Origin of the sequence: Streptomyces sp. GbtcB6, from assembly GCF_019091475.1 — a bacterium.
GTDB lineage: Bacteria > Actinomycetota > Actinomycetes > Streptomycetales > Streptomycetaceae > Streptomyces > Streptomyces hyaluromycini.
Window position 1 is genome coordinate 1 of sequence record NZ_JAGXJL010000169.1, and the last position, 900, is coordinate 900.

The 900-nt window shown below is 68.0% G+C and carries 1 protein-coding gene; it reads right to left on the bottom strand.

Features of this window, described 5'->3' with window-relative positions:
- On the bottom strand, positions 1-900 hold a 900-nt coding region (locus KVT45_RS55035), incomplete at both ends, for an NtaA/DmoA family FMN-dependent monooxygenase (RefSeq protein WP_217562648.1).

Consider the following 900-nt stretch of genomic DNA (forward strand, 5'->3'; position numbering starts at 1 on the left):
AGCGCGACACGAACCACTGCCGCCTCTGCTCGGCGATCTGCGGCCCGGTGCCCACGTACCGCGGCCCCTGGAGGAGGGTGGCCCGGTGGTTCGCCAGCATGCGCAGGGTCAGTTCGCGGTCGCCGAGCTGCCGCCGTATGCCCTGCACCAGCCCGCGGATACCGGACACCGAGTCGATGAGTTCGTCGGTGACGACGTCGTCGAGCGAGTGGCCGGCGAAGTCGTGGTTGGTGACCTCGGACAGCAGGGTCAAGGACGCCATGGGATGCACGAGTTCGTCGAGGAAGAGCGCCTCCTTCTCGCGGGCGATCGCCTCCGTCTCACCGGCGATCGTGTAGACCATGGGCAGCAGCCGTACGGTGTCCGCGTCCCGTCCGGCCTCGGTGATCAGGTCTTTCTGCTCCTGGTAGTGCTCGCGTGCGATCTCCTGGCTCGGATCGGAGGTGAAGATCAGGTCGGCCCACCTGGCCGCGAACAGCCGGCCCCGGCCCGACTGCCCGGCCTGGATGATCACCGGCCGTCCCTGCGGGGTACGCGGCACGGTCAGGGGCCCGCGCACGGTGAAGTACTCACCCTGGTGGGCGACTTCGTGGACCTTCTCCGGGTCGGCGAAGATCCCGGCCGTACGGTCGGCGACGATGGCGTCGTCCTCCCACGAGGCCCAGAGTTTCGAGACGACCTCGACGAACTCCTCGGCCCGGTCGTAACGCTTGTCGTGTTCGATGTGCTCGTCCAGGCCGAAGTTCTGCGCTTCGGCGTCGTTCACCGAGGTCACGACGTAGAAGCTGTCCAGCGAGAGCGAGGTACCGGCGGCGGAGCCGGGACTCCAGCTGGTGCCGGAGGTGTTGGTGCGCGTGGACGGCACGAACACCTGGTAGTTGCCGGAGCCGTCGACGTACA